This is a genomic window from uncultured Dubosiella sp. (assembly GCF_964018005.1).
Taxonomy (GTDB): domain Bacteria; phylum Bacillota_I; class Bacilli_A; order Erysipelotrichales; family Erysipelotrichaceae; genus Dubosiella; species Dubosiella muris.
Genome location: NZ_CAXHOA010000009.1, coordinates 84510 through 111036 on the forward strand (window position 1 = coordinate 84510; position 26527 = coordinate 111036).

26 protein-coding genes and 1 tRNA gene are annotated in these 26527 nt (G+C 53.7%); 21 read left to right on the forward strand and 6 right to left on the reverse strand.

Annotation, left to right across the window (positions count from 1 at the left end; translation table 11 throughout):
- The first annotated feature begins 495 nt into the window (after positions 1-495).
- From ABNS49_RS07770 to ABNS49_RS07785, 4 genes are all read left to right on the forward strand, one after another.
- Complete coding sequence (locus ABNS49_RS07770; RefSeq protein ID WP_288342239.1) at positions 496-2136, forward strand: ABC transporter ATP-binding protein; 1641 nt, start codon at positions 496-498, stop codon at positions 2134-2136.
- On the forward strand, positions 2117-3703 hold the full coding sequence (locus ABNS49_RS07775; RefSeq protein ID WP_288342241.1) for an ABC transporter ATP-binding protein: 1587 nt from the start codon (positions 2117-2119) through the stop codon (positions 3701-3703). The genes ABNS49_RS07770 and ABNS49_RS07775 overlap by 20 nt, the downstream gene beginning before the upstream one ends.
- Before the next feature lie 89 nt (positions 3704-3792).
- On the forward strand, positions 3793-4227 hold the full coding sequence (locus tag ABNS49_RS07780; protein WP_288342243.1) for a hypothetical protein: 435 nt from the start codon (positions 3793-3795) through the stop codon (positions 4225-4227).
- A 4-nt stretch (positions 4228-4231) separates the two neighbouring features.
- On the forward strand, positions 4232-5530 hold the full coding sequence (locus ABNS49_RS07785; RefSeq protein ID WP_288342245.1) for a hypothetical protein: 1299 nt from the start codon (positions 4232-4234) through the stop codon (positions 5528-5530).
- Positions 5531-5586: 56 nt separating this feature from the next.
- On the opposite strand, the gene ABNS49_RS07790 is transcribed toward ABNS49_RS07785, so the two are convergent.
- The 3 genes from ABNS49_RS07790 to ABNS49_RS07800 are packed head-to-tail and all read right to left on the reverse strand — an operon-like array spanning position 5587 to position 9029.
- Complete coding sequence (locus tag ABNS49_RS07790) at positions 5587-6576, reverse strand: aspartate-semialdehyde dehydrogenase (protein ID WP_288342247.1); 990 nt, start codon at positions 6574-6576, stop codon at positions 5587-5589.
- Positions 6573-7895: an aspartate kinase gene (locus ABNS49_RS07795; protein WP_135979537.1), complete on the reverse strand. Its 1323-nt coding sequence runs from the start codon at positions 7893-7895 to the stop codon at positions 6573-6575. The genes ABNS49_RS07790 and ABNS49_RS07795 overlap by 4 nt, the downstream gene beginning before the upstream one ends.
- A gap of 21 nt (positions 7896-7916) precedes the next feature.
- The gene (locus ABNS49_RS07800) at positions 7917-9029 is read right to left on the reverse strand and encodes a homoserine dehydrogenase (protein WP_288342250.1); all 1113 of its coding nucleotides are present in this window, start codon (positions 9027-9029) and stop codon (positions 7917-7919) included.
- A gap of 231 nt (positions 9030-9260) precedes the next feature.
- Between ABNS49_RS07800 and thrC the strand changes: the two genes are divergently transcribed.
- The 5 genes from thrC (at position 9261) to ABNS49_RS07825 (ending at position 13336) form a co-directional block, all read left to right on the forward strand.
- Positions 9261-10730, forward strand: coding sequence for a threonine synthase (gene thrC / locus ABNS49_RS07805; protein WP_288342252.1), 1470 nt, complete (start codon positions 9261-9263; stop codon positions 10728-10730).
- On the forward strand, positions 10727-11587 hold the full coding sequence (gene thrB / locus ABNS49_RS07810; RefSeq protein WP_288342254.1) for a homoserine kinase: 861 nt from the start codon (positions 10727-10729) through the stop codon (positions 11585-11587). The genes thrC and thrB overlap by 4 nt, the downstream gene beginning before the upstream one ends.
- The gene (locus ABNS49_RS07815) at positions 11580-12014 is read left to right on the forward strand and encodes an ACT domain-containing protein (RefSeq protein WP_135979533.1); all 435 of its coding nucleotides are present in this window, start codon (positions 11580-11582) and stop codon (positions 12012-12014) included. The genes thrB and ABNS49_RS07815 overlap by 8 nt, the downstream gene beginning before the upstream one ends.
- On the forward strand, positions 12011-12709 hold the full coding sequence (locus tag ABNS49_RS07820) for a TIGR01906 family membrane protein (protein ID WP_288342256.1): 699 nt from the start codon (positions 12011-12013) through the stop codon (positions 12707-12709). Before ABNS49_RS07815 ends, ABNS49_RS07820 begins: the two co-directional genes overlap by 4 nt.
- 72 nt (positions 12710-12781) lie before the next feature.
- Positions 12782-13336, forward strand: coding sequence for a Maf family protein (locus tag ABNS49_RS07825; protein WP_348688156.1), 555 nt, complete (start codon positions 12782-12784; stop codon positions 13334-13336).
- A 58-nt stretch (positions 13337-13394) separates the two neighbouring features.
- On the opposite strand, the gene ABNS49_RS07830 is transcribed toward ABNS49_RS07825, so the two are convergent.
- Together ABNS49_RS07830 and ABNS49_RS07835 are read right to left on the reverse strand one after the other, a co-directional pair.
- Positions 13395-14306 (reverse strand): AEC family transporter, encoded by a 912-nt coding sequence (locus tag ABNS49_RS07830; RefSeq protein WP_348688157.1) that lies wholly within the window; start codon positions 14304-14306, stop codon positions 13395-13397.
- A 124-nt stretch (positions 14307-14430) separates the two neighbouring features.
- Positions 14431-14504: transfer RNA gene (locus ABNS49_RS07835), tRNA-Thr, on the reverse strand.
- Between the two features lie 177 nt (positions 14505-14681).
- Between ABNS49_RS07835 and ABNS49_RS07840 the strand changes: the two genes are divergently transcribed.
- From ABNS49_RS07840 to ABNS49_RS07880, 9 genes are all read left to right on the forward strand, one after another.
- Entirely contained in the window at positions 14682-15062 is a 381-nt protein-coding gene (locus ABNS49_RS07840) for a hypothetical protein (protein WP_348688158.1), read from the forward strand.
- Entirely contained in the window at positions 15059-15553 is a 495-nt protein-coding gene (locus ABNS49_RS07845; protein ID WP_289647321.1) for a GNAT family N-acetyltransferase, read from the forward strand. Before ABNS49_RS07840 ends, ABNS49_RS07845 begins: the two co-directional genes overlap by 4 nt.
- 104 nt (positions 15554-15657) lie before the next feature.
- Positions 15658-15945, forward strand: coding sequence for an HU family DNA-binding protein (locus tag ABNS49_RS07850; RefSeq protein ID WP_135979526.1), 288 nt, complete (start codon positions 15658-15660; stop codon positions 15943-15945).
- Between the two features lie 82 nt (positions 15946-16027).
- A complete protein-coding gene (locus tag ABNS49_RS07855; RefSeq protein ID WP_135979525.1) occupies positions 16028-17626 on the forward strand; it encodes a putative manganese-dependent inorganic diphosphatase in 1599 nt (532 codons plus the stop codon).
- An 18-nt stretch (positions 17627-17644) separates the two neighbouring features.
- Complete coding sequence (pepT, locus tag ABNS49_RS07860) at positions 17645-18844, forward strand: peptidase T (protein WP_135979524.1); 1200 nt, start codon at positions 17645-17647, stop codon at positions 18842-18844.
- Between the two features lies 1 nt (position 18845).
- Entirely contained in the window at positions 18846-20021 is a 1176-nt protein-coding gene (locus ABNS49_RS07865; RefSeq protein WP_348688159.1) for a malic enzyme-like NAD(P)-binding protein, read from the forward strand.
- 7 nt (positions 20022-20028) lie between these two features.
- Positions 20029-20874 (forward strand): patatin family protein, encoded by an 846-nt coding sequence (locus ABNS49_RS07870; protein ID WP_288343323.1) that lies wholly within the window; start codon positions 20029-20031, stop codon positions 20872-20874.
- 41 nt (positions 20875-20915) lie between these two features.
- A complete protein-coding gene (locus tag ABNS49_RS07875) occupies positions 20916-21830 on the forward strand; it encodes an aldose 1-epimerase family protein (RefSeq protein ID WP_288343325.1) in 915 nt (304 codons plus the stop codon).
- Positions 21831-21840: 10 nt separating this feature from the next.
- On the forward strand, positions 21841-22248 hold the full coding sequence (locus ABNS49_RS07880; protein WP_135979521.1) for a PTS fructose transporter subunit IIA: 408 nt from the start codon (positions 21841-21843) through the stop codon (positions 22246-22248).
- Between the two features lie 17 nt (positions 22249-22265).
- Here ABNS49_RS07880 and ABNS49_RS07885 read toward each other — a convergent pair whose 3' ends face one another.
- Complete coding sequence (locus ABNS49_RS07885; protein ID WP_135979520.1) at positions 22266-23435, reverse strand: AraC family transcriptional regulator; 1170 nt, start codon at positions 23433-23435, stop codon at positions 22266-22268.
- Positions 23436-23574: 139 nt separating this feature from the next.
- Here ABNS49_RS07885 and ABNS49_RS07890 point away from each other — a divergent pair, with 139 nt between their 5' ends.
- From ABNS49_RS07890 to nagB, 3 genes are all read left to right on the forward strand, one after another.
- The gene (locus ABNS49_RS07890) at positions 23575-24048 is read left to right on the forward strand and encodes a PTS sugar transporter subunit IIB (RefSeq protein WP_135979519.1); all 474 of its coding nucleotides are present in this window, start codon (positions 23575-23577) and stop codon (positions 24046-24048) included.
- A 23-nt stretch (positions 24049-24071) separates the two neighbouring features.
- Positions 24072-25493 (forward strand): glycoside hydrolase family 1 protein, encoded by a 1422-nt coding sequence (locus ABNS49_RS07895; RefSeq protein ID WP_135979518.1) that lies wholly within the window; start codon positions 24072-24074, stop codon positions 25491-25493.
- A gap of 157 nt (positions 25494-25650) precedes the next feature.
- Positions 25651-26367, forward strand: a complete 717-nt coding sequence (gene nagB, locus ABNS49_RS07900; protein WP_135979517.1) for a glucosamine-6-phosphate deaminase — start codon at positions 25651-25653, stop codon at positions 26365-26367.
- Positions 26368-26527: the final 160 nt, after the last annotated feature.

Consider the following 26527-nt stretch of genomic DNA (forward strand, 5'->3'; position numbering starts at 1 on the left):
TGTTTTGCTTGCTGTTTTTTAGAATCAAACCTCTTACGTATTTTGTGCAACTTATTGTTGTTGGGATTTACTTTCTATATGAAAAGTGGAAAAATAAATCAAAACTTTCTCTATAAAATTGAAAAAACAGCATAACTTGACTCTCTCTACAAATAGCGGTGAAATTGTTTACAACGACAATCCGCCGCTATTTGATTTTTATTGTTTTTGTTCAAAATGCTGAAATAAATTATTCTCTTTTTGAGATAGTTTTCTACTTTTTTGGTTAAAAGGGTTTTTATGGGCATGAAATTTTGATATAGTTTGATGTATAAATAATATCAATTCGCTGAATTGATTCGTAAAGAGGAGGATAAAGGAAATGGTACTGTTTTTCTAACGATCCGGCATTTGTCATTATGAGCGGGAAAACGCTTTTCATCCAGTCTTTTCTGGTGTGAACAGGACGGTGTTTGGATCACTTTTTTGTTGGAATCAGAAAGGTAGGTGCATGGTATGAGAGCGATGTCCCGTTGGAAGGAAATCCTCTATTTTTCACGAGCGCCAATCGGTCAATACGTCGTATTGATCGGCACAATGATGTATTTGGCGTTTTTTAATATTTTGTTTTCGATGTTTGTGCAAACAGGCATCAACATGGTGACCGGCGGTTTTGTGGATTCAAGGTTTATCGGCTACACGCTGTTGTTTTGCGCGGCCAGCGGCGGCTACGCGGTTGCCGGGTATTTGTTTGGCGTGTTTCAGGAAAAGGTCGTGCAAAGCATCGCGCAAACGAACAGGAAACGAGGGATGGAGCGGGTGCTGAAAGCGCCGTATTCGACGTTTGAACGGTACGAGAAAGGGGATTTGCTCACGCGCTTGTTCGACGATTGCGACCAGATTTCCCAAATGGTCGTCGTCAATATGCTGCCCGCGATCCAAATCGCGCTTTCGATCGTGTTCGGATTGGGCTACGTCCTCTACTACAATCTTCAAATGGGCTTGTTCACGCTGCTTTGGGTGCCGTTTTTTTACTTCGTGAACCAGCGGTGCGCCAGGCAGGTGCACACGTCCTTTACGCGCATGCAGGAAGCGGAGTCGAGCATCAAAAGTTTTGCTGAAAATCTTTACGACAATAACGCCGTCACCCGGTTGTTCGCTCTGTTCCAGCCGCTTTCCCAAAAACATCAGCGTCTGTTTGCGAAAAAGTATGAAAACGCGGTCCGCAACGCGAAAGCGATGGGCAGGATGGTGTCGCTCACCGAAGCGGGTGTGCGGCTGCTCGAAATTTTCAACTTGCTCATTGGCGTGTTTTACGTCGCGCAAGGCAGTCTTGCCATCGGCACGCTCATCGGGATCTGGAACGTCACCATCGGCACGATCGCGTATTCCGTCGCCGATCTGCCCAACATGCTGGGCGGGCTTTCGATGCAAAGCGCCTCGCTCGAACGCGTCCAGGAAATCATGGACTGGCCGCAGGAACAAGGCGGACAAACCGTTTCATTGAAACGCCCCGACACGCTCGTTCTCGACCACGTTTCGTTCTCCTATTCCAACGCCCAACCGCTGTTTCAAAACCTCGACGCCACGCTAGACGCCAAAGCCATCAACTACATCGTCGGCCCGAGCGGAAGCGGCAAGAGCACGCTCATGAAACTCGTGTTGTCGTTGTACGCGCCCGATACCGGCACGATTCGCCTGGCCAATCTTGAAGGCCCCACCTTGCGCCAGGCCGTCGCGTACGTGCCCCAGGGCCGATCCCTGCTGCACACGACAATCCGGGACAACCTTTGCCTGGGCCGTTCGCTCGATGAAAAAGAACTCGATTCGCTTTGCGCCCGGGTCAACATGGACACCGTCATTCAATCGCTGCCGAAAAAATACGACACGATCGTCGGCGTCGACCACGACTTTTCCGAAGGGCAGGCGCAGCGCCTCGCCATCGCCCGGGCGATGGCCGCAAACGCCCGCCTTGTCGTCATGGACGAGCCGTTTTCCGCGCTCGATCCGGACAACATCGCCCGGCTGGCCCATATCCTGCAAGCCGACACGGACCGCGGATATCTTATCATTTCGCACGAAACGCAATCGCTGTCCATCGCGACGCACGTGTACACGCTGAAGGGAGGCACGCTGTATGAAAGCGCCTCTGTATAAAGCCGTCATCCGCAAAACGCTGCCCTCGAAAGGGCTGGTCCGGGCCACAGTGTGCTCGTTCGTGTATATCGGCATGAAATTCGTGCTCGCGTTCACGTATCAGGATATCATCGAATGCTTGCAAAAAGGCGATCTGAAATCCATCGCGCCCTATGTCGCGTTCGCCATCGCCACCGTCTTTGTGAGCAACTTCGCGTTTTACGAGTTTTTCGTATTCCGGAAAACATACAAGGAACAATGCGCTTACACACTGCAACGCGAGCAAATCGACCACCTCGACGCCCTGCCGTTTTCTGCGTATGAAAAACGGGCCAAAGGCGAGTTTTTGACGAAGCTGTTCAATGACAGCCCGCTGTTAGCCGACACGTATCCCGGGACGGTTTCCTTGTTGATTTTGGGCGTGTTCCAGTTTAGCCTCGCGCTCGTGTACGGCTTTTTGAACTCTGTCGTCTTCACGCTGATCATTTTAGCCGCCTCGTCCATCGCGTGTTTTTTGCCCGCCTTATTTTTAAAGCACATTGAAAAGACGCAGGAAAACAAGCAGGCCAGCGACGCCGGCGTGCGCGACTACGCCTCGTCCGTACTCGACGAAGTGCCGATGATCAAATCGTTTCGCGCCGAAAACCACGTGGCCGAAGGATTTGACGAACGCGTGGAAACGTATCGCCGCCACGCCATCGCTAACCGGAAAAAAGAGGAAATGATGAATTCCGTCAGCGTCGGCATCGGCTATTGCGTCAACGCGATGTGGATGATCGCGGGCATCTATCTGATCGCCAGACACGTCATCACGATTGGCGTGTTCGTCGGCTTCATTTCGCTGTCGATGGAATTGAGCTGGCCGTTCAACGAACTGTCCCGCTTGCTTGCCGGCTTGTCGCGCGCCAGCGTGTCCTATACCCGGCTGTATTCGAATGAAAAGGCGGAAAGCGGGACAAAAAGAAATCCCGAAGACTTGCCGGCCGACACGCTCATCCAGGCGTCCCACGTCTTTTACACATACGACGGGCAAAAAGACGTCATTCAGGACCGGAGCCTGACGCTTCACGAAGGAGAGAAACTCCTGTTCGCCGGACCAAGCGGCGGCGGAAAGTCGACCTTCCTGAAAATCCTTGCTGGCCTGTACACGCCTCAAAAAGGCGCGGTGCGGCGCAAGGAAGGGCTTCGCGTCGCGTATGTGCCGCAAACCCCGTCGCTGTTTTTAGGAAGCATCCGGGAAAACATCCACATGGGAAATCCTGACGCGAGCGAACAGGACATGGTCGAAGCCGCCCAAAAGGCGAACATCCACGATTTCATTGTCCGGCTGCCCGACGGCTACGACACGCATTTGGATGGTCTTGGAAAACAAAACGTGTCCGAAGGCCAGTTGCAACGCATCGCGATCGCCAGAGCGCTGCTCAAAAAAGCCGACGTGTACTTGTTTGACGAAATCACGTCGGCACTGGACGAGGAGAGCGAAGCCGCCATTTTGGCGACGATCCGCTCCATCGACGCGGCCGTGGTGATGATTTCCCACAAACCGCGCGTCATCGACGCGTTCGACCAGACGATTGAATTTAAATGAAAGAGGAAAACGATGAAATTTCAAACGACATGCACGCTTTCAAAGGAAGGAACACTCACGCAAGCGCTGCGCCGCATCACGCCCGCCGAATGGATTACCATTGGCTTCTTTCCGTTTTGTTTTTGGGTTTTAAGCATCGACACGTTTCTTGGCCGCTCGACAGCAACGTCGCCATCGGCTGTTTTCTGCTCGTTGTCGGGATCGTCTTTTTAAGCTGGGGCTTGTACCGGTTTGTGCGCCCCGCTTGTGAAGTGGTAAAAAAGCTCGACGACATGGGCGAGCCCGGGATGCGGCTTGTTTTTCAAATCGACGAAAACGGGCTTCGTATCGAAAAGAAACGGGACGGGAAAGATGTGACGGAAAGCTTTCCGTTGCGTGCCTTTCAGCGCTACATCGACCATCCGTATTTTCTCGAACTGCTCGACAAGGAGAAGCCGTTCGTGTTTTACACCGGCTCCTTGTCGAAAAAGGAAAAGATGGATTTGATCGCTTTTCTTGAACAAGCGGGGATTCGAAGAAGGTGAGAGCATGAACGAAAAGTTTCAATGCGAATACGCCATCGACAAACGATGGGCCGAAGCGATGTTTTGGCGGCGCGTGCCCGTCCAGGCCGTTTTCGCCAGCGCGCTCTTTCCGCTGGTTTTGTTTGGACTGGCGTGGTATGTGAAAGCTGCATGGCTTAAGATTCTTTGCCTGCTTTGCGGACTCGGGCTCATCATCTGGAACGTTGTCGCCATTGGCAAGCAGGCCGCAAAGGAAATCCAGGGAAACGGCCATGTCGAGGTGACGATCGAAAACGACGAGGTGCGCTCGGTGCTGACGCTTGAAAATCAACCGGAAAAGCGCGTGACGCAGTCGCTATCGCGGTTTGGCGCGTTTCGGCAAAACGGGAAATGGCTGCTTTTGGAAGGCACGGACGAGCCGGGCGACCTTTATGTGTGCGGCTCCTCATCCGAGCTGCATAAACTGGCGTCCTTGTTCAAAAAATGGGGGTTGATGGAGCGTTCCGGCTGGACGGACACGCTGGGAAAAGGACTGGCGCTCGTGCTGCTGGTCGCCGGATTCGCGATGGCCGTCTCGACGCTTTTTCCGGACCGAACCGGTGCCGGCGCCCTGATGGCGTGGGAGAAACAAGGCGGGTACACCGCCCATACCCGATGGACGCAAACGGATGTGGACGATCGGGACGTCCAAACGGCTTCCGTATGGACCGACGGGGATCGTCTTTACCGCGTGGAGCGTCTGGAAAAAGACGGGGAAACGACGCAAATCGAGCTGTCCCGCTTTCATGACAATACAGAAAAAGTCATTCGCCTGGACGCGAAAGGAAAGGTCAAATTGATCGAGGAAGCCGAGATTGCGAAAACGGATTTCTTTTTCGCGCCCGTTTTCCAGACGTGCTGGGAAATGTTCGAGCAGGATATGAGAGGAAATATAGAACTGAGTCCCGCGTTTTCGTGGCGCACAGAAGGAAGCCAAACGATTGGGGAACTGCGCGATCCTGAGCACTGGACGCAAAGACGGCTGCGGCGTGAAAAAGCGGCCTACACCCAAGCCCAGCTGAACGCCATGAGCCTGACGGAACGGATGGAACGGTTCTCGACAAGCCGGTTCGTTCCGGTGTCCGTGACGTATACGCTCGATGCCCGTGAGGGGTTGATGAGATCCATCGCGTTCGACGCGTTGATTAACGGAAAACAAGGAAAGACGCAAGAGCGGGGAACGATCGACTTCGAGCCGCTGGCGCTGCCGGAAGATGTCAAAGAGGAAGTGGAAGCCGTTTTTGAACAGGACGTTCGCCATGGCGACGTGATCGCCGTGAAATGACTGGATAAAAAAGGACCGGGAAGTCATCGTGTGAAGGATGACGTCCCGGTCTTTTTTTATTGTTCGGTTTGTGCAAGCAGTTTTTCAAGGATTTGCACCGCGTTGGTCGCGGCGCCTTTGCGGATCTGGTCTCCGCAGCAAAACAACGACAACGTCTTTCCGGTTGGATCGGTGAGATCCTTCCGGATGCGGCCGACAAACACGTCGTCCTGGTTGGTCGTATCCAGCGGCATTGGATACACCTTGTTTTGCGGATCGTCCTTGAGCTGGACGCCCAGCGCGTTGCTCAGGACGTCTTTTGCCTTTTCAACATCGACTTCCTTGTCGCATTCGAGCAGGATGCTTTCCGAATGGCTGCGCAGCACCGGCACGCGCACACACGTGCAGTTGACGAGCAAGTCGTCGTCGTGCCAAATCTTGCGGCCTTCGTTTTGCATTTTCCACTCTTCCTTGGAAATGCCCAGCTCGTCGAAGTCGCCGATTTGCGGAATGAGGTTGTACGCGATCTGGTACGGGAACGCGGTTTTCGGGGCGTTTTCGTCCTGGATCTGGTTTTCCAGATCGGCGATGCCTTTCACGCCCGCGCCCGAGACGGCCTGCATCGTCGTGACGACCATGCGGCGGATGCCAAACTCCTTTTTCAGCGCGTCGCACGCCACCAGGGCGATGATCGTCGAGCAGTTCGGGTTGGCGATGATGCCGTTGTTTTTGGCGATATCGTCGGCGTTGATTTCCGGCACGACAAGGGGTACGTTGTCGTCGAGGCGGTACGCGCTCGAGTTGTCGACCACGACGCATCCGGCCTCCATCGCCCACGGCATCCACCTTTTCGTGACGTCGTTTTCACACGCGCCCAGCACATAGTCCACGCCTTGAAAAGATTCCGGCGTCAGCTCCTCCACGACATAGCCGTCGATGACTTTTCCCTTGGAGCGGGCGCTGGCCAGCAGTTTGACGTCGACGTCCATGTTTCTTTCTTTCAGGCACTCGAGCATTTGCTGCCCGACCGCGCCGGTCGCTCCCGCGATCGCTACCGTTTTCTTCATCGTTTTTCCTCCTCTGTGACGAACGTGTCGTAAATGACGCGCACCGTTTTCTTAAAATCGTTCTCGTTGACACCGACCGTGATGTTGATTTCGTCGCTGCCCTGGGCGATCATGACGATATTGATGTTGTTCATGCCCAGCGCTCCGAACAATCTTCCGCTCACGCCCGGACGCGAGGACATGTTTTTGCCCACCGTCGAGATGAGGGCGATTTTGTTTTGGGTGCGAATCTCGTCGGGACGCAGTTCCTTTTTAATGCGGGCGAGCATTTCATACAGCCTATCCTCGATGTCCTTTTCCTGAATGACGATGGTGAACGAGTCGATGCCCGAAGGAATGTGCTCGATGCTCACGTTGTAGTCTTCCAAAATGGAGAGCACCTTGCGCATGTAGCCGACCTCGTTGGACATGTGCTTTTTATAAATGTAAATCGACATGAAGCCCGCCTTGCCGGCAATGCCGGTAATCGCGTACGGCGACGTTTTGGCGGTTCGCTCCTGAATGATCGTTCCCGCGTCCTGCGGGCGGTTCGTGTTCAAAATGTGGATTGGAATGTTTTTTTCCTTGACCGGGAAAATCGCCTCCTCGTGCAGGACGCTGGCGCCCATGTACGACAGCTCGCGCAGCTCCGAGTACGAAATGTGGGTGATTGGCTCCGGGTTTTTCACGACGGTCGGATCGGCCATGAGGAAACCGGAAACATCCGTCCAGTTTTCATACACGTCGGCCTCGATGCAGCGGGCCAGGATCGCGCCCGAAATGTCGCCGCCGCCCCGGCTGAACACCTGCACCTGGTCGTGGCTTGTCGCGCCGTAAAAGCCCGGCATGACAAAGTTGGAATGCTGCGCCGTCTTGGCGATCAGCTTCGATTTCGTCGCCTCCCAGTCGATCGTCTTGTCCAGCCGGAACCGGATGACGTCCTTGGCGTCCACGAACGGAAAGCCAAGATACTCGGCCATGAGCTTGGCGCAAAAATACTCGCCGCGCGACACGATTTCCGCCTGGGTCATCGTGTTGAGATTCGTGTAAAACAAGTCCAGCTCCTTTTCGATGGGCTGTTTTAGATCCAGCTCGGTTTTGATTTCCAAAAAGCGCTCCTTGATCATGGCGAACACGTTGCTTGCGTCCACGTGGTACTGGCGGTGGGCGTCAAGCAAGTACAGCAGGTCCGTCAGTTTCGAGTCGGAGTGGAACCGCCTTCCCGGCGCGCTCACGACCACGTATTTCCGGTCCGGATCGGCTTCGATAATGGATTTGACTTTTGAAAACTGGCGGGCGTCCGCGACGGACGATCCGCCGAATTTCGTAATTTTCAACATAGGCTCACTCGTATCCTTTCTCTACTTCCACAAAGCGATCATGGCGTCCGGGTCGATGGCGCGCACGCCAGCGATCAAATCGCCGCCGCGACCTTCAAACATCCAGTAGCCGTCTTCGTGGCGTTTGGGTTCGAGCGCGCTCAAATCCGTCTCGCTGCGCACGATCCAGTCCTCCCGAAGCAAGTCGTTGTCGACGCGCTTTGAAAATTTTAAATCAATCCGCCGTTCCGTGCCGGCCAGCGTGTCCAGCGCGTTGGCCAGCATCGCCTGGGCCGTCGCCATGCGGCCGGCGCCCTGGCCGAAATAGCCAAGCTGGTCGAACGACTTGGCGAACAGCAGCTGTGCGTTGTAGTTGGAAGGCACGTTGGCCAAATAGTTGTCCGGTTCCAGAAAGGCCGGCGCGATCAGCGTGGCGAACGCTCCGTCTTTTTGCACCGATCGCGCGATGTGCCGGATGACTTTGCCGGTTTTCTTCGCCAGCTCGATGTCCTTCGTGTTCAGCTTGGAAATGCCAAGCGGCGGCAGGATCGCGTCGTTTTTCGTCTGGTACGCCAGCATGTTCGTGATGTTGGCTTTATAGTAGACGTCGATGCCCTCGATGTCGTTGGTCGGGTCCGCTTCCGCGTAGCCCATCGCCTGCGCCTGCTCGAGCGCGGTCGCCAAATCAAGACCTTTCGTCTGCATCTGGTCGAGAATGTAGTTGCTCGTTCCGTTGAAAATGCCCTCGTAGCCGTCGATGTCCTCGAGCTTTTGCAGTTTCAGGATCGCGTCCAGAAACGGAATGCCGCCCGCCACGCTGGCCTCGATCTGAATCGAGCCGCCGTGTTTTTGGGCCAGCTGGATATAGCGCTCCAAATTCGGGGAAACGACGGCTTTGTTCGACGTGATGACGTGCTTACCGTGTTCCAACGCTGCGGTAATCAACGTGTTGGCCGGCTCCGTGCCGCTCAAGCATTCGAATACGATATCCACGTCGTCGCGGGTGACCATCCCGATTCCGTCGTTGGAAAAGTAGGGGAGATCTTCAAACTGGGGAAGGACGAAAACTTGCGAAAGATGCAAGTCGTCCACGTTGCGGCAAAGGACTTCGACACCTTTTCCCACGGTGCCGTATCCAAGTAAGACTGCGTTCATACAAACCCTCCTTGTTTCTTGTCAGAAAACACTTGTATTTAAAACGCGGACATTGTATCATAGGAGTTGTTGTTTTTCAAGGAGCAATCTTAGACAAACGGAAGTTCTGAAACGCGCCGGCCGCTGAACCGGATCCCGTCTTTCTTCGAATCGGGACGGAATTTCCGAACACAGAAAGGATAAAGCCGCATTCGATTCCCCTTTCAGCGCTTCGAATGGGCAGGATTTGAGATGGAAAATCAATACGTATCGACAAGAGATCCAAAATGCGCCGTGAGCGCGAAACAGGCGATTTTAAAAGGTATCGCGCCCGATGGAGGGCTGTTTGTGTGGCCCGACGTCGACAAAGTGCGCGTCGATCTGGAAAAAATCGTGGACAACGGGTACTTGGACAACGCCGTATATATTTTGAACGCGCTGCTGGGCGACTATTCCGAAGCGGAGCTGCGCGCGTGCGTGGACAACGCCTATAAAAACTCGTTCGCCTCCCCGGCGATCACCCCGCTGCGCGCGGTGGGCGATATTCACGTCCTCGAACTGTTCCATGGTCCGACCAGCGCCTTCAAGGACGTCGCCTTGACTTTGCTTCCCCAGCTGATGAGCACGGCGCTCAAGACGACCGGGCAAAAGGCGATGATCATGACGGCGACCAGCGGCGATACCGGCAAAGCCGCGATGGCGGGATTTCAGGACGTGGACAACATCGCGATCGAGGTGTTTTATCCCCACAACAAAGTGAGTGCGATGCAGTACCGGCAAATGGCGACCCAGGAAGGAAACAACGTCAAGGTGTTCGCCATCGAAGGCAACTTCGACGACGCCCAAACCAAGGTGAAGGAGCTGTTCATGGACGAGGAGCTAAACGCCGAGGCGGCCCGACAGGGCGTCATGCTCACGAGCGCCAACTCCATCAACGTCGGCCGGCTCGTGCCGCAAATCGTCTATTATTTCGAAGCGTACAAAGACCTTGTTCGCGAAGGCGTTGTCGCGCTTGGCGATAAGGTGTCGTTCAGCGTGCCGACGGGCAACTTCGGGGATGTGCTGGCCGGATACTACGCTTCGATGATGGGACTGCCTGTGGAAAAGTTCTACGTGGCCAGCAACTCCAACAAAGTGCTGACGGACTTTTTGAAAACGGGTGTCTACGACAAAAACCGGGCGTTCGTCCAGACGATTTCTCCAAGCATGGACATTTTGGTTTCCTCCAATCTGGAACGGCTTTTGTATTATATGACCGGAAAGGACAGCGCGAAAGTCGCGCGCTGGATGGACGAGTTGAAGACGCAGGGCCGCTACACCGTGGACGACGCCACGCTGGCGCGCATCCGCTCGCTTTTTGATGGCGACTTTGTCACCGACGAGCAAACGAAAGAAACGATCCAGTCCGTTTACGAGGCGACGGGCATCGTGCTCGATCCGCACACCGCGATCGGGTACCGGGTGGCCCAGTCCCATCCGGAAAGACCGGTTGTGGCGCTGGCGACCGCCTCGCCTTACAAGTTCAGCATGGATGTGCTCGACGCTTTGGGAACGGCTTCCGCCGATGAATGGGACGCGCTGCGCAAGCTGGAAGCCGTGTGCCAGGACGCCATTCCGGCGCCGCTGGCCGCGCTGGAAACGAAGCCGATCCGCCACCGCGACGTCATCGAGGTCGGGCAAATGAAAGAAGTCGTTCGCCAGGGACTGGAGGCGCTGCTATGATCGTCGTGCGGGTGCCGGCGACGAGCGCCAACTGCTGCGTCGGATTCGACTGCATGGGCATGGCGGTGGACTGGTTTGGAACGTTCACGTTTTCTTCCAGCGAAACGTTGACGATCGAAGGCTGCCCACCCGCCTACCAAACCGAGGACAACCTCGTCGTGCAGGCGTTCGACCGGGTGTGCCAGGCGCTTGGCCGCCCGCGCCCGCCGTTTGCGCTGAAAATCGACTCGGACATTCCGTTCGCGCGAGGACTTGGCAGCTCGGCGACGTGCGTTGTCGCGGGGCTGGAAGGGGCCAACGCCTGGTTTGGCTCGCCTCTTTCGAAAGAGGCGCTGCTCGCGCTCGCGACGGAAATGGAAGGCCATCCGGACAACGTGGCGCCCGCGCTGTTTGGCGGCGTGGCCGTCAGCACGATGCAGGAAGGCGAGGTCGTTTCGAAAACGCTGGAAACCGCGCCCTGGAAAGCGCTCGTCGTGGTGCCCGAGCAAACCGTTTCGACTAAGGAGGCGCGCAAGGTGCTGCCGGCAGCCTTGTCTTTCCAGCAAGCCAAGGAACAGGTGGCCAACGCTTTGCTGATGGAGGTGGCGCTTCGCGAAGGCGACGAGCGGGTGCTGCAAGCGTGCAGCGTGGACGCGCTCCACGAGCCGTATCGAAAGCGGCTCATTCCCGAATACGAGCGGGTGAAGCGAGCTTGCGCGGCGCGAAATCTGCCGTTGTGGATTTCGGGAAGCGGCTCGACGATGATCGTCTTGGCGCTGGAGGAATCCAGACTGGACGCGCTTCGAAACGACCTTTCGGACTTGGCGTGCCGGAAAGTGCGAATCGCGAGGAAAGGAGCGGACGTGAGGTATGAGTAAATACTACGTGGTGTCGAGCGAGATTCTTCCCGAAGTGCTCGACAAGGTGATGGAGGCGCAAACGCTGCTGCAAAGCGGACAGGCGCGCCGCATTTCGGAAGCGGTGAAAAAAGTGGGCATCAGCCGGGGAACGTTTTATAAGTATAAAGACGCGGTGTTTTCCTTCAATCAGGACTCGTCGAAGCGAAAGGCGATTTTCACGATTATTTTGAAAAACGAAACGGGATCGCTGTCGAGCGTTTTGAGCATGCTTTCGAGCCAGAAGGTGAACATTATCGCGCTCAACCAGTCGATTCCAATCAACGGGATCGCCTCGGTCACGCTGACGATCGACATCACCGACTTGGCGAACAGCACCGACGATTTGCTCGTTTTGATCAATTCGCTCGACGTGGTGGAAAAAGCGGAGCTCGTCGCCGTCGAATGATGAAGGCGCTGCGGTTTTTATTTGGCTGGTGCGTGCTGGTGAGCGTCGTGCTTGGCTCGGTGCGCCTGCAAGCGTTCGACCGTTCGTTTTACGAGGCGTATTACGAAAAGACGAGGCTGGCGTCGCAAATCGGCGTGTCCGAAGCGGACTTGACAAAAAGCATGCAGGTCATGCTCGACTTTGTGCAAGGAAAGCGGGCCGATCTGAATGAGACGATCGTGCGCGAGGGTCGAACGGTGCCTGTGTACAACGCCAAGGAGAAGGCGCATATGGCGGATGTGCGCCTCCTGTATGAAAGAGCGATGACTGTTTTGGGCGCGGCGGTGGCGGGCATGGTGCTGACGTTGTTTGGCATGGCGTGGATCGCGAAGGATCCAAAGCGGCTGCTGGCCAACGCGTGCGCGGGTCTGTTGACGGCCTCGCTTTGTTTTGGGATCGTGCTGGTGTGGCTTGGTTTGTGGATCGCCACCGACTTTACGGATTTTTGGACGCGGTTTCACACGTTGTTTTTTACAAACGACTTGTGGCTGCTCGATCCGGCGACCGATTTCATGATCGTCATTTGTCCCGAGTCGATGTTCAGCGCGCTGGTGGTCGCGATTTTGCTGCGTACCGCTTTCATTTTGCTGCCGCTCGAACTAGGCGCGTGGTGGCTGCTGAAAAAGAAACTGCCGATTGGCCTGGATGCAGGTTGACCGGTTTTTTTTAATGCCTTTCCGTGGTAGAATAAGAAAGCAAAAATTATTTTCTGATTTGAAGGAGTCCATATGAAAATCATTTTAGCGAGCCAGTCTCCGAGAAGGAAGGAAATCTTGGAGAACCTTGGGTACGGCTTTGAAGTGGTACCGAGCGGAAGTGATGAAAAAATTGAGCTTGAGGAAGGCATTGATCACGCGATCGAAGAGCTTGCGGTGGAAAAGGCGAAGGAAGTGCGCAAGCGGTTTCCCGACGACTGCATCGTCGCGGCGGACACGGTTGTCGTGCTGGATGGCAGGATTTTGGGAAAACCGGCGTCCAAACAGGACGCGATCGACGTGCTTGTGGATTTGAGCGGCCGCGCGCACGAGGTGAAGACGGGCGTGTGCATCAGCTTGCCGAATTCGGATATTTCTTTTTGCGAAACGACCCATGTCCATTTTCGAAATTTGGAAGGACAGGAGATTTTGGATTATGTCGATTCGGGAAAGTGCATGGATAAAGCGGGGTCTTACGGAATCCAGGAATGCGATTTCGTACGGAAAATCGAAGGATCGTACACGAATGTCGTTGGATTGCCGGATGTGAAAACAGACCGGATCCTCAGGAAAATCATCAATCGGTAAAAAAAGAAGATCGAATCCAGGACGGAGTCGATCTTTTCTGTTTTTTGCCCTTTCGCGCTTACAGGCTCGTCAAAAACCACGACCAGGCTGGCAAAGTCAAAAGCGACAAAGCGGTGGAGGCGAAAATCAGCTGGGAAGCGAAAGCGGGCTCCTTGTCGTAGCGGGCGGCGAGCATGGCGGTCGTGCTGGCGGCCGGCATCGCAGATTCCAGCACGCAAATTTTCATCACGAGCGGGTCCATAGGGAGAAACCCGAAAAGCAGAAACACGACAGCTGGCAAAACGAGAAGGCGCACCATGGAGTAGGTCATGATCGTTTTGGAGAAGATGTCGCTTTTTTTCGCGTGGGCGAGCAGGGCGCCAATCACAAACATGCAGATTGGCGTGTTGCACGCGGCGATGGCGCGAATCGTCAAATCAAGAGGCTCGGGCAATTCGACGCCAATCGTTCGCAAGCCGAGCACGGCCAGGCCAAGCGCCAAGGCGACAATGCACGGATGCGTGGACACCTGCCGAACGGTTTGTTTCCAATGCGTGGAGCCGGCGAACAGCGAAAGGCCGGCCGACCACATGACGACGCGCTGGGGAATCAAAAAGATGGACGCAAACAGCAAGCCGATTTCGCCAAAGGCGGCCTGGGCGATGGGCATGCCGAAAAAGCCGGCGTTGGAAACGAGCGTGGCGTATTGCAGGCAAATCCGTTTGTTCGCGCTTTCTTCTTTCCATAAAAACCGGTTGCACACCATGTACAGCGCCTGCACGCCAAGCGAGGCGAGAAAAACAAAGACGCATGCGTTTCGTTGCGAGGGCGTCAAGTCGAGTTCAAACGACTGGATGATGGCGCATGGCAAAATAAGCGAGAGCGTCAGATCGGTCAGCTTTTTGCGCATCGGCTCGTCGATGAAGCCTTTTTTGTACAAGCCGTAGCCTAGAGCGATGAGCAGAAAAATCTCGAGTTGGAGAGCAAGCATCAAATTCCTTCTTTCTGTGTCTTATTTTATCGCAGACCAGGTAAACTTTTCGCGATTTTCAAAAAATCAATTTTCCCTGTCAGACAAATAAAAAACCCTTTCGATGAAAGGGTGGATCGTCAAATGGTGCCGGTACGCGGAATTGAACCACGAGTTCATCCTTACCATGGACGTGTATTGCCATTATACTATACCGGCATTGATCGCGTTCCTGCTGGAACGTTATCTATTATAACAGGTCGATGTCGATTTGGGAAACGATTTCTAAAAAAAGAAAAGAAAAAATAAAATATTTCTCGTTTCCTTTTTTCCACAAACCCGTTAAAATAAAAAAGAAAGGATGTTCCATATTTTTACATGGAACCGGAAACTGGGATGAAGCAAGAAAACGCGGGAACGCAATCACAAAACCCTAACGGCAAGGCAAAGACAGGCGTAAGCGATGCCCTTTTGATTCTTTGCCCTTTTATGATTTTTTTGAATTTTATGATCTTTTCCTGGACACCGAAAGCGGGGTATTCGCTCCTGATCGCGATTTGGCTCGTTCTTTACTGGCTGCATCGCGCCACAGGAGGCAAGGCGGGATGGATCGGCAACCTGGTTTTCTCTCTTGCCGCGATCGCGACACCGTTTTTTGCCGGGCTGTTTCAATGGAATATGGAATCGCTGGATGCCGGACTTCGAATGGGGATGAACGCGATTTGCCTGTTCATGATCGTTTTGGATGGATTCGCTCTGGCGGGAAAGGGAAGATGATGAACACGGAATCTTTGTTTTCGATTCGCGCGATGCGCCTCGAGGATGTCGACGCCTTGACGCCTGTCATGAAGGCCGCGTTCGACGAGGATACAAGACGGCACACCGATTTAATGGAGGACGGCCCCGAAGGCTATGACGACGGCCGGCTGCTGCGTGGTTTTCTTGCTGATCCGGACGCTTTTTGCCGGACGCTCTGGCAAGGTTCCCGACGGATTGGCGCCCTGGTTTATCGAAAGGAAGGCGACGTGTGCGTTGGCGATATCTTGTTTGTCGACCCTTCGCTTCATGGCTTCGGTTTTGGACGGCAGGCGATGGCCGCGCTGGAATCGGAAGCGGCCGGCTGCCGTCTGATCCGTCTGGAAACGCCGGACTACTCGACGCGCAACCACCGGTTTTACGAACATTGCGGCTATCGAAGGCTGGATGAGCCCGGCTTCTGGGCGCAAACCGTGGTGTTTGCGAAGGATTTGCCGGAGGATGGACGCTGAAAAAACGGGGGTTTTGGCGAGTATCTTTACGGGCATCCATCATTGAATCGAGGTATAAACAATGCTATGATAAGTGGGATCTTTATCTAAGGAGGAAGTAGACAATGGCTTTAATGCTCACGAAAAAGGATCTGGCGGACAAATTTGCCCAGGAAATGAACGTTTCGAAAAAGGACGCGGCCAGATATGTACAATATGTTTTTGACCAGATGGCGGAAACATTGATTGGGGAAGGAACCGTGGATATTAAGGGCTTCGGTAAATTCACGATCAGTGAACGAGCTGCGCGGACAGGTATCAATCCGGCAACGAAGGAGCAAATCCAGATCGCGGCTTCGAAATCGGTCAAATTCAAAGCGAGCAAAGGTTTGAAAGACGCAGTCAACGAATAAGAGAGGAAACCCCTCTCTTTTTTTCTTGGCGTGAAAATAATCATGGTATAATGTTCAGGAAAGAAAAACGGAGGAAGAACACATGCAACAACCGATTTATGTCATCGGGCATAAAAATCCGGATACCGATTCGATTTGCGGAGCCATCGCGCTGGCAAAGCTGAAACAAGCGCAGGGCATCAACGCGATTCCGGCACGGATCGGCCATTTGAATCCGGAAACAGAATATATATTGAACAAAGTCGGCGTGACGCCGCCAATCCACATTTCGACCGCGAAATCCACCTTGTCGGAAATTGAAATCGACGAGGCGTACACGGTCGGCACCCACGACACGCTGCGCACGGGCTGGGACGTGCTCATTGAAAACAACGCGAAAACGCTTTATATCATAGATGAAAACGACGAGTACAAGGGGCTGGTCACCTTGGGCGACATTTCAAAAATCCAGATGCAGGATTTAAACATCACCCGGGAACTGCTTAAGGAAACGCCGATTGAAAACTTCCAAAAAGCGCTGAAAGGGAAAATCCTGCTGGAAGGAAACAAACCACTGAACGGCGAAGTGCGCATCGCGGACAAAAAACTTATGGACCGGGATTTAAAGGGCGCCATCATGGTGCTCAACGACCACGAGGACTCGATGATCAAAAGCATGGCCAAAGGATGCGCCATGATCCTGATTGCCGAGAATTTCGTTCCCAACGACTACATTATCGAGATGGCGCGGCAGATGGGCGTGACGCTAATCAACACCCCGTATAATATTATGAAAATCATCCAGATGGTGTACCGGGCGATTCCGGTTTCGCTCATCATGACGCCGGCCAAAAACATGATCCAGTTCAATAAAAACGAGTATTTGGAAGACGTCGAGCGGGAAATGCTGAAAACGCGCCACTCTTCGTATCCGGTCGTGCAGCAAGGAAAGCTGATTGGATCGGTCGCGCGCTACCATCTGCTCAAAAGCAGCCGGAAGCAGTTTATTTTAGTCGACCACAACGAAAAGAAGCAGACGATCAACGACATCGAGCATGGGGAAATCATCGAAATTGTCGACCATCACCGCATCGGGGACATCGAAACCGACCGGCCGATCGTGTTCCGCAACATGATCGTCGGCAGCTCGAACACGATCATCGCGATGATGTACGACGAGTACCGCATCAAGATGTCGGAAAAAGTGGCGAAGCTTGTGACATACGCCATGATTTCCGATACGATGAACTTTAACTCGCCAACGTGCACGCCCATCGACCGGATGCTGGCCAAACGCATCGCCGAGGAATACGACCTCGATCTGGACGCGATGGCGAAAGACTTGTTTGAAAACACCGCGACGATCAAAGGCAAGGAGTTCGAGTCGATTTTGAACAACGACACCAAGGAGTACATTCTCAACGGCTACCACGTCTGCGTGTCCCAGGTGTTCATTTTCGATTTCTCCGTCGTCGACGAGATCAAGGACGACTTCATCGAGTTCATGAAGGAGCAAAACAAGTCGCGGCACATGGACTTGTTCCTGATGGTTTTCACGAATGTCGAAGGCAAAGGCTCCCGCTTCCTGTATACCGGAAAGCTTTCCGGCCTGCTGGCGCCGGCCATTGACGAATTCGAACGCCAGGGCTTCGTGTCCCGCAAAAAACAAATCGTGCCGGGACTTTCCAAAGAACTCATTTAAAACAAGGGAGGATGCAACATGTCAGCCGCTGATAAACTTTTGAACTATGTCACGTTTGACACGCAGTCAGACGAAAACAGTGAAACGACGCCAAGCACTGAAAAACAACGAAAGCTCGCCCGCGCGCTTGTCAAGGAATGCCAGGCGCTTGGAATGGACGAGGTGAGGGAAAAAGACGGAACCGTCTACGCGACGCTGGAGGCCAACACGAGCGAGCCGCGCACGCCCATCGGTTTTGTCGCCCACATGGACACCGCTTCCGAATTGAGCGGCGCCAACGTCAAGGCGCGCCGCGTCGAACGCTACGATGGCGGCGTCATCGCGCTCAATGAGCAGTACGCGATGGATCCCGCGACGTTTCCGGCTTTGAAAAAAGTCGTTGGCGATGATTTGATCGTGACGGACGGGACGACGCTGCTAGGCGCCGACGACAAGGCGGGCATCGCCATCATTATGCAGGCGCTTGAAGAAATCATCCGCGACGACGCGCCGCACGGGCGAATCGCGGTCGCGTTTACACCCGACGAGGAAATCGGGCGTGGCGTGGACCATTTTGATTTGTCGCTCTTTCCGGTCGAGTACGCCTACACGGTGGATGGCGATCGAATCGACGCGGTCGACTACGAAACGTTCAACGCCGCCCAGGCGACGGTTTCCATACAGGGCACCTCGATCCATCCCGGCGACGCAAAAGACCGGATGGTGAACGCCGCCCTGCTGGCGGTCGAGTTCGCCTCCATGCTGCCCGAAGACCAGACACCGGCCAAAACCGAAGGCCGGGAAGGGTTTTACCATCTCGTTTCCATGGAGGGCGAGTGCGAAAGCGCGACGTTGACGTACATTTTGCGCGAGCACGACGCGGAAAAGTTCGAAAAACAAATCGAAACGATCGAGCGCGTGCGCGACACGCTCAATGAAAAGTACGGCGATCGAATCGAGGTGGCGGTTCGTCGTCAGTACGCCAATATGAAAGACTACATGAAAGGCGATATGCGCGCCGTCGAACGGGCGCGAAAAGCCATTGAGAAAGCCGGGCTGGAACCGGTTTCGATCGCGGTCCGCGGAGGAACGGACGGCGCCATGCTGACGCAGCGGGGGCTGATTTGTCCAAACCTGGGCACCGGATCGTACAATCATCACGGGCGTTTCGAGTTCGCGAGCGTCCAGCAAATGGACCGGATGGTTCGCATCGTCCGCGATATCGTTGAGGGAGAGTAAGATGGATTACGCAAAAGAAGCATTGAAAAAACACAAGGAATGGAAAGGAAAGCTGGAAGTCGTCAACAAGATGGATATCGCCAGCCACGACGATCTTTCCATCGCCTACACGCCCGGTGTCGCCGCGCCATGCCTGGCCATCAAAGACGACCCGAAGCAGGTATACACCTACACGGGCAAAGGCAACACGGTGGCGGTCATCAGCGATGGCTCGGCCGTGCTTGGACTTGGTAACATCGGACCGGAAGCCGGTATGCCCGTCATGGAAGGAAAATGCGTCCTCTTCAAGGCGCTGGGCGGGATCGACGCCGTTCCGCTTTGCCTGAATACGCAAAACGTCGACGAGCTCGTGCAAATCATCGCGGCGCTCGAACCAAGCTTTGGCGGCATCAATTTGGAAGACATCGCCGCGCCGCGCTGCTTTGAAGTCGAAGAGCGGCTGAAAAAAATCATGAACATTCCGGTGTTTCACGACGACCAGCACGGAACGGCGATCGTTGTTTGCTCCGCGCTGCTCAACGCGCTGCGCCTGACGAAAAAAAAGGAGCCGGTCATCGTGGTCAACGGAGCCGGAAGCGCGGGCATCGCGATCGCGACCTTGATTCTCGATATGGGACTGGGCAACGTAATTCTCGTGGACCGGCAAGGCATTTTGCGTCCGGACATGGAGTTGACATCGGGTCAGCGCAAGCTGATCGACCGGGTCAACTTGACCGGCCGGCAGGGAACGCTGGCCGACGCGCTCAAAGATGCCGACGTCTTGATTGGCGTCAGCGCGCCGCACATTGTCAGCCAGGACATGATTCGTTCCATGGCGCCGGATCCGATCGTGTTCGCGATGGCCAATCCGGTGCCGGAAATCGAGCGGGCCGACGCGCTGGAGGCAGGGGCCGAAGTCATCGGGACAGGCCGAAGCGACTACCCGAATCAAATCAACAACGTGCTGGCGTTCCCGGGCATTTTCAAGGGGGCGCTGGACGCGCAGGCGACCGAGATCAACGACGCGATGAAGATCGCGGCCGTCAAGGCGATTGCCGGTCTCGTTGGCGACGAGGAGCTTTCGCCGGAATATATTATCGTGTCGGCGCTGGACGAGCGGGTCGTTCCGGCCGTGAGCGAGGCGGTCGCGCAGGCGGCCCGGGAAAGCCACGTCGTGCGAACATGGAAGGAAGTGTAACATTCGCATGAAAAACGTTTCAATCGTTGCGGAAGGGGGAGGAACGAAGATCGCCTATACGGCGGGCGTTCTCAAATGCTTTTTGGAAGAAGGCATCCTCGTTCCGTATTGCGTGGGGATTTCGGCCGGCGCGGAAGTGCTGCTTCCGTACGTGTCCCGCCAGATCCGCCGTCTGGAAGTGACAGGGATCGAGGCGCCAAGCCAGAAAGGGGCGGTCGGACTTTCCGCCTGGTTAAAGGAAGGGAGCATTTTCGGGATCGAGAGCACCAACAACTTTATCCAAAAGGAAACGCCGCTGGATTTCAAGGCGTTTTATGGCAGCTCCACCGCGATGGATACGGGCTTGTACAACATGGAAGAGCATACGATCGAGTATTTCGACAAAAGCTACGTCGATCCGTCCATGACGTTGATCAAGGCGAGCTGCGCGCTGCTGCTGCTCACCAAGCCGTACCAGTTTCAGGGGAAAAAATATTTCGACGCCGGGCTGGTGGATATGATCAGCATCCGCCAGGCCGAAAAGCACGGATGCGAACGTCATATCATTATCTCGACCAAGGAGGAAGGCTACGTCCGCAAAAAAGCGCCGGGCTACCAGCTTTGGCTGACGAAAATGGTGTATAAGGATCCGCAAATCGTCGACGACTTGCGCCATCGCCACGAACGGTATCAGGAACAATGGGATCACATCGCCGAACTGGAAAAAGAAGGAAAGGCGCTTGTCCTGCGGCCGCATAAGGATCTGGGCGTCACGCGCTACACGACCGATCCGAAAAAGCTCAAGCCGTGGTTCCAGCTTGGATACGATGAAACGAAAGCGCGAATCGAGGAAATCAAAGCGTTTATTGAATAGGTCACGTGGTGACCTTTTCTTTTTCGGGCAAAGAAGCTAGAATGAAAGAGAACAAAACCGAAAACCAAAAAGGAAAGGGAGGAGTCAACATGACGTACGGACTGGAAAACGATCGGATCAAGCTGGAATGCACCCCCAAAGGCGGCGAAATGCTGCATCTGATCGACAAGAAAAAAAACTTAGAAGTAATTTATCAAGGCGATGAAGGGTGGAGCGGTTCGAATCCATCGCTGTTTCCTATCATTGGCTCGACGTATAAAAAAACCTACACGATCGCCGGACGCGAATACTCGATGAAAAACCACGGCTTGATTCGCTACGCGACGCTGGAAGGACGGCAGACGCCGGACTCGGTCGCCTTCACGTACACAAGCGACGAGGAAACGAGAAAACAATATCCTTTCGACTTCGAATACGAAATCGAGTACCATCTTGATGGCGGCACCGTCCGCATCGACTACACGATCAAAAACACGGGAGCGGAAGACATGCCGTTTTCCTTCGGACTCCATCCCGCGTTCCGGGTGCCGCAATACGAGGGGGAAACGTTTGAAGAGTATTCGATTCGTTTTGAAAACGAGGAGGACGCGCGGCAAATCGTGTTTAGCGACGACTTGCACGTGCCGGCCCGCGAACAGGACGTGCATCTGGACACGTGGAAGCTGGACCGGGACGAAATCGAAAAATACGCCACGATCGTATACAAGGACTACACGTCCACGAGCGTGACGCTTGAGCATGCGGGCGAGCCGCGGCTGACGATGCGCTTTCCGGGCTTTCCGTTTTTGGCGCTGTGGTCGCATCCGTCGCGCAGTCATTTCCTTTGCATCGAGCCTTGGTACGGGCACGCGGATTTCGACATGTCGTGCGACGATTTTTACGCGCGGGAAGGAACGTTGATCTTGCAGCCAGGCGAAACGTTCAAGACGGGCTATTCGATCGAGCTGTGCGACTAAGGAGCGCGCGATGATTGGATTGCTCGTGACAGGACACGGCCGGTTTGGCAGCGGCATGGTGAGCGCCATGGAAGTCATCGCCGGGCCGGCAAAGTGGGTCGAATTTGTGGATTTCGAGGCGGACGACTCGGTTGGACGTCTGGAGGAGAAGCTGTCCCAAGCGCTGGCGTCTTTGCTGGATGCGTGTGATTGTGTGCTCGTGTTGGCGGATCTGATTGGCGGATCGCCTTTCAAAAGCGCCGTTCGCATCGGCGTGCCGACCGGAAAGGTCGAAGTCGTGGCCGGGTGCAATCTGGGGATGCTTGTTGAGATGGAAACCGCCCGGAAATTCAACGACGATGTCGTTGGACTGGCGGAACAGGCCGCAGAAACAGGCAGAAGCGCCATCGGGCATTTTAAGCTTCGGAAAAAAAAGTGAAACGAGAAAAAAAGCCGTCACGAAGGATCGTGGCGGACTTTTTTCGTATAGGAGCTTTTGGCAAACTCGGTCGGAGACATTTGGAAGTGCTCTTTGAATTTGCGGGAAAAGTAGTGGATGCTCGTGAATCCAAGCTTGGTGGAAATTTCCGAAATCGTGTACTTGTGTTCGAGAATCATCTTTTTCGCCTCGTTGAGCTTTAAATCCGAAATGTATTGTTTCGGGGTCGTGTGGATATGGCTTCGAAACAAGTTTTGGATCGTGGAGCGCGAAATCGTGAAGCGCTCGCACAAGTCCTCGACCGCCAGCGGACTGTACAAGTTGTTGTGGATGTACACGAGAATCTCGTTCAGCAGCGTGTTTTCAAAGTTCTCGTGCATCGGGTCGTCCAGCTGGTCTTCGCTCCGGTTTTGATGCAGCAAAAGCAGCGCCTCTTTCAAATAAATGATCGCCAGATCGTCGTCCAGCTCGGTGTTTTTTTCCAAAGAGGTCATAAAGCGGGACAGGATTTTGTAAATGCGCTTGTCGGTCCGGAAAACCTGGTCTTTAAGCGACTGGGAAAAATACTCGCTCATTTGGAAGTCGATGACCAAATAGGAGCAGGAGTCTTGTTCCGTCGTGTACAATACGTGGTTTTGTCCCGGATAGACGACCAGGGTGTCGTAGTCGCTGAGCACGCACTCTTTGTTGTCGACTAAAAGGTGGATTCGCCCGTGGTCGATATAAATGAGTTCGAAGAAATCGTCGACATGCCCTTTGCCGTGGTAGTTCGCTTTGCGGACGTGGAAGCTCGCGGATAAAATCTCCTCGATTTGCAGGTGCGGGACGATTGGCTTAAAGGTAATAGGCTCCGCGATCATTTTTTGCCTGAACGTTTCCTCGTTATAGCGCAAATTGATCGTGGACTTCGAGGAAATCGGGACAATGTTAAAATACACATTTGGGTCGATCCGGACGATTCGATGCATAATGAACTGTTCGAAGTTCTCGCCGTCCTGGGAGACGAACAGCATCGAGATGCCTTCCTCGTTCGCGATATAAATATCGGAGGACGAGTAAAACATCCGATCGAATTTTTTCGCTCGCAAAGTGAGCGTCGAGTCGTTCAGACTTTCCGCCGCTTCCGGCATGCGGTAATAGACGTCTCCATATTTTTTAAAAAAATAGTTCGTTGTTCTTTTTTGCATAAATGTCACCACTCGTATATATCTTATATTAAAAAGTATAAACGCATCGTTAAATAGTGTAAAGGGAAAAACCGTTTGGAATCGTGTATAATAAAAACAGCTAATTTATAAGCGCTATCATTAGAAGGGAGACAGGACAATGTCGAATATTTTATTAACGCGAATCGACGACCGCCTGATTCATGGACAAGTCGTTTCGCAATGGTGCACGGAACTGAAACCAGATTGGATGCTTGTTGTCAATGACGAAGTAGCTGGGGACGAAATGCAGCAGGAACTGATGAACATGGCCGCGCCGGCTTACGCGCAAACACGCTATGTGACGGTGGACGAGGCCATTTACACGCTGGCGAAGGCGGATGAGGATCAGAAGATCATGATTCTGGTCGCGAATCCGGAAGACACGCTGAAGCTGATCGAGGGCGGGATCCCGATCAAGAAAGTCAATATCGGAAATATGGATATGAAGGAAGGCAAGCATTTGATCGCGCCGGGCGTAGCGGTGAACGAGGAAGATTTGAACGCGTTCCGCCAAATGGAAAAAGACGGCGTGGAACTGGAAATCAAAAAAGTGCCGGGCATGAAAGCGGAATCTCTGGACGTTTTAAAGTAGAAAACAGGAAAGGAAATTGATTGATGAAACATAAAACACGAAAGCCGTTTCCGGAAAACTTTTTCTGGGGCGCCTCGACTTCGGCGTATCAGGTCGAAGGAGCGAATCTGGAAGACGGCAAAGGCCCTTCATGCCAGGACGTGAAGGAAGTGCCGGAAGGCACGTCGGATTTGACGGTTTGCGCGGATCATTACCATCACATGAAAGAGGACGTCGCCCTGATGGCGGAAATGGGATTCAAATCGTACCGGTTCTCGATCGCCTGGACGCGGATCCTGCCAAAGGGAACCGGCGAAATCAACCAGAAGGGAATCGACTTTTACAACGAACTGATCGACGAGTGCTTGAAGTACGGCATCGAGCCGATCGTGACGATGTTCCATTTCGACATGCCGGCGGCGCTGGACGAGCGCGGAAGCTGGGGCAACCCGGATTCGGTGCAATGGTTTGTCGACTTCGCCCGGGTACTGTTTGAAAACTTCGGGGACCGCGTCAAGTACTGGCTGACGATCAACGAGCAAAACATGCTTACTTTGGTTGGTCCGGTGATCGGGACTTTGATGATTCCGGAAGGCTGCACGAACGTTTTAAAGGAAGTGTACCAGCAAAACCACCACATGCTTGTCGCGCAGGCGAAAGCGATGGTGCTTTGCCACCAGATGCTGCCGGAAGCCAAGATCGGACCGGCGCCAAACATCTCGCTAGTGTATCCGGCCACATGCAAGCCGGAGGACGTGATCGCGGCGCAAAACTTCAACGCGATTCGAAACTGGCTGTATCTGGATATGGCGGTTTACGGCATTTACAACGCGATCGTATGGAGCTATTTGGAAGAAAACGACGCGACGCCGACGTTTGCGCCTGGTGACGAGGAGGCGATGAAAAACGCGCATCCGGATTTCATCGGCTTCAACTACTACAACACCGCGACGGTGGAAGCCGCCTCGGATGAGGAAGTTTTGGCGGACGCGGTGGCGGACCAGCAAAGCGGAAGCATCGAGGCGGGAATGTACAAAGGATTCCGGAATCCAAATCTGGTGACGACGGAATTTGGCTGGGAAATCGACCCGGTTGGCTTCCGCGCGACGATTCGCGAGATGGATTCGCGCTACCATTTGCCGCTGCTTGTCACGGAAAACGGATTGGGCGCCTACGACACGCTGACAGAGGACGGAAAGGTCCACGATCCGTATCGAATCGAATACTTGCGCCAGCATATCGCGCAAATCCAGGAAGCCATCACGGATGGCGCGCAAATGCTGGGCTACAATCCTTGGAGCGCGATCGACTTGATTTCCACGCACGAGGGGATGAAAAAGCGGTATGGATTCATTTATGTGGATCGTGACGAGTTTGATTTAGGCACTTTGAACCGTTACCGGAAAGACTCGTTCTACTGGTATAAAAAAGTCATTGCCAGCAACGGGGAGGACTTGAGCGACTAAAGAGACAGGAGAGGTCGCGAGCTTCTCCAATTTAGACCGCTTGGTCTATACCAATAAGCGAAAAAGACAGGCTTATCGTGTAAAAACCGCTTTCAGCGGTGGCTTTACCGGAGTATGAATGATATAATGACTATACCAACGAAGGAGTAAGCAAAATATGAAAGTTGTAGTGTGTGAAAATTATGATGATCTTTCGAACAAGGCGTTCGAAGTGATCAAGGAACAAGTCGTTGAAAAACCGGCCTCCGTATTAGGTCTGGCAACCGGATCGTCGCCAGTCGGCATGTATCAGGACATGATCAAAGATCATAAGGAAAACGGAACGAGCTATAAAGACGTCGTAACGTATAATCTGGACGAGTATGTGGGAATCGACCGCAACGATCTGCAATCGTATTACACGTTCATGAACGAAAATTTGTTCTCGGGTATCGACATTGATCCGGCGAACACGCATGTTCCTTACGGCAATACGAAAGAAGATTGCGAAAAATACGAGGACGCGGTCAATGGTGTCGACATCCAGGTGCTTGGAATTGGTCAAAACGGACATATCGGTTTCAACGAACCGGGCACTCCATTCGACGAACCGACACATATCGTGGATTTGACGGAAAATACACGGGAAGCGAACGCGCGTTTCTTCGATAACGACATCAACAAAGTGCCGACGCAAGCGATTACGCAAGGAATCGGAACGATCATGAAAGCGAAGAAAATCCTGCTGGTGGCTAACGGAGCCAACAAAGCGGACGCGGTAAAAGCCATGGTGGAAGGCGCTGTGGATCCAGCATGCCCGGCTTCCATTCTTCAAAATCATGACGATGTTGTCGTGTTTATCGACAAGGAAGCGGCAAGCAAGCTTTCAAAATAATGATGAAAGACAAAGAGCGAAAGAACGTGTTCGCTCTTTTTTTCTCCCTTCATCTGTCATCTAAATTTCTTTAAAAAAGATACAAAAAGTAGTTGACAGTTGATGAGGAGTGCGGTATGATAAGTGAGCGTTAAGGAAACGCCTCTCGAAAACGACAAAC